Raw genomic sequence first — 3,202 nt, 5'->3', positions numbered from 1 at the left:
GGCTCTGGCCTCGCGGGTGGTGGTCGCCGACGGTGCGATGGGCACCATGCTCCAAGCCCAGGACCCGTCGATGGAGGACTTCCAGCAGCTGGAGGGCTGCAACGAGATCCTCAATGTCACCCGGCCCGACATCGTGCGTTCGGTGCACGAGGAGTACTTCGCGGTCGGTGTGGACTGTGTGGAGACCAACACCTTCGGTGCGAACTTTGCGGCGCTGGCGGAGTACGACATTCCCGAGCGGGTCTTCGAGCTGTCGGAGTCGGGTGCGCGCATCGCGCGGGAGGTGGCGGACGAGTTCACCGCCTCGAGTGGTCAGCAGCGTTATGTGCTGGGGTCGATGGGTCCGGGCACGAAGCTGCCGACGCTGGGTCATGCCCCGTATGTGACGCTGCGCGATGCGTATCAGCAGAACGCGGAGGGGATGATCGCCGGCGGTGCGGATGCGCTGCTGGTGGAGACGACGCAGGACCTGCTCCAGACGAAGGCCGCCGTCCTGGGTGCGCGGCGTGCGCTTGAGGTGACGGGCAGTGATCTGCCGGTGATCTGTTCGGTGACGGTGGAGACGACCGGCACGATGCTGCTGGGGTCGGAGATCGGTGCGGCGCTGACGGCGCTGGAGCCGCTGGGCATCGACATGATCGGTCTGAACTGTGCGACCGGTCCGGCGGAGATGAGTGAGCATCTGCGGTATCTGGCGCGTCATTCGCGGGTGCCGATCGCGTGTATGCCCAATGCGGGGCTGCCGGTGCTGGGCAAGAACGGTGCGCATTACCCGCTGACGGCGGGGGAGCTGGCCGATGCGCAGGAGACGTTCGTTGCGGAGTACGGGCTGTCGCTGGTCGGGGGGTGCTGCGGCACGACGCCGGAGCATCTGCGGCAGGTCGTGGAGCGGGTGCGGGGGATCGCTCCGCCGGTGCGTGAGCCGCGTCCGGAGCCGGGGGCGGCTTCGCTGTATCAGACGGTGCCGTTCCGTCAGGACACGTCGTATCTGGCGATCGGTGAGCGGACCAATGCCAACGGGTCGAAGAAGTTCCGTGAGGCGATGCTGGAGGGCCGCTGGGACGACTGTGTGGTGATGGCCCGGGACCAGATCCGTGAGGGTGCGCACATGCTCGACCTGTGTGTCGATTATGTGGGCCGTGACGGTGTGGCGGACATGGAGGAGCTGGCGGGCCGGTTCGCGACGGCTTCGACTCTGCCGATCGTGCTGGACTCCACGGAGCTGAACGTCATCCAGGCGGGTCTGGAGAAGCTCGGTGGCCGTGCGGTCATCAACTCCGTCAACTACGAGGACGGCGACGGGCCCGAGTCGCGCTTCGCGAAGGTGACCGAGCTGGCGGCCGAGCACGGCGCGGCGCTGATCGCGCTCACGATCGACGAGGAGGGCCAGGCCCGCACCGTCGAGCACAAGGTCGCCATCGCCGAGCGGCTGATCGCGGATCTGACGGGTAACTGGGGTATCCACGAATCGGACATCCTCATCGACTGTCTCACCTTCACGATCTGCACGGGTCAGGAGGAGTCGCGCAAGGACGGTATCGCCACCCTCGGGGCGATCCGTGAGCTGAAGAAGCGTCACCCGGATGTCCAGACGACGCTGGGCCTGTCGAACATCTCCTTCGGACTCAACCCGGCCGCGCGGATCGTGTTGAACTCCGTGTTCCTGGACGAGTGCGTCAAGGCCGGTCTGGACTCGGCGATCGTGCACGCCAGCAAGATCCTGCCGATCGCGCGGCTGGAGGAGGAGCAGGTCAAGGCCGCCCTCGACCTCGTCTACGACCGGCGCAGCGAGGGCTATGACCCGCTCCAGAAGCTGATGGAGCTGTTCGAGGGCGTCAACACCAAGTCGATGAAGGCCGGCCGGGCCGAGGAGCTCCTCGCGCTGCCCCTTAACGAGCGCCTCCAGCGGCGCATCATCGACGGGGAGAAGAACGGCCTGGAAGCCGACCTGGACGAGGCGCTCCAGGACCGTCCGGCCCTGGCCATCGTCAATGACACGCTGCTGGAGGGCATGAAGGTCGTCGGTGAGCTGTTCGGCTCCGGGCAGATGCAGCTGCCGTTCGTGCTCCAGTCCGCCGAGGTCATGAAGACTGCGGTGGCCCATCTGGAGCCGCACATGGAGAAGTCCGACGACGAGGGCAAGGGCACGATCGTGCTGGCCACCGTCCGTGGTGACGTCCATGACATCGGCAAGAACCTCGTCGACATCATCCTGTCCAACAACGGCTACAACGTCGTCAACCTCGGCATCAAGCAGCCGGTCTCGGCGATCCTGGAAGCCGCCGAGGAACACCGCGCCGACGTCATCGGGATGTCCGGTCTCCTGGTCAAGTCCACGGTGATCATGAAGGAGAACCTCGAAGAGCTCAACCAGCGCAAGATGGCGGCAGACTTCCCCGTCATCCTCGGCGGCGCCGCGCTGACCCGCGCCTACGTCGAGCAGGACCTCCACGAGATCTACGAGGGCGAGGTCCGCTACGCCCGCGACGCGTTCGAGGGCCTGCGCCTGATGGACGCCCTGATCGCCGTCAAACGCGGCGTGCCCGGCGCCACCCTCCCCGAACTCAAGCAGCGCCGGGTACCCAAGCGGGACACGGCCGTGCTGGAGGCCGAGGAGCCGGAGGGCGCGGTGCGCTCCGACGTCGCCCTCGACAACCCCGTCCCCGCCCCGCCGTTCTGGGGCACCCGCGTCGTCAAGGGCATCCAGCTCGCCGACTACGCGTCCTGGCTGGACGAGGGCGCCCTCTTCAAGGGGCAGTGGGGTCTCAAGCAGGCCCGCACGGGTGACGGTCCGACGTACGAGGAGCTGGTGGAGACCGAGGGCCGCCCCCGGCTGCGCGGCTGGCTCGACAAGCTCCAGACCGAGAACCTCCTCGAAGCAGCCGTCGTACACGGCTACTTCCCGTGCGTGTCCAAGGGCGAGGACCTGATCCTGCTGCACGAGGACGGCACCGAACGCACCCGCTTCACCTTCCCCCGCCAGCGCCGTGGCCGGCGCCTGTGCCTGGCCGACTACTTCCGCCCCGAGGAGACCGGCGAAACCGACGTCGTCGGCCTCCAGGTCGTCACCGTCGGCTCCAGGATCGGCGGCGCCACCGCCGAACTCTTCGAAGCCAACTCCTACCGCGACTACCTCGAACTCCACGGACTGTCCGTCCAGTTGGCCGAAGCACTCGCCGAATACTGGCACGCCCGGGTCCGC

Annotated in this window: 1 protein-coding gene; it reads left to right on the top strand. The window is 67.4% G+C overall.

Annotated elements, in window-relative coordinates:
• Positions 1 to 3,202, top strand: a 3,202-nt coding sequence (gene metH / locus IF67_RS0138310) for a methionine synthase (protein ID WP_037840417.1), incomplete at both ends; no start/stop codon positions are given.

This window comes from Streptomyces sp. NRRL S-1813, assembly GCF_000719605.1.
Classification (GTDB): Bacteria; Actinomycetota; Actinomycetes; order Streptomycetales; family Streptomycetaceae; genus Streptomyces; species Streptomyces decoyicus.
This window is presented reverse-complemented; position numbering and strand designations above follow the sequence as displayed.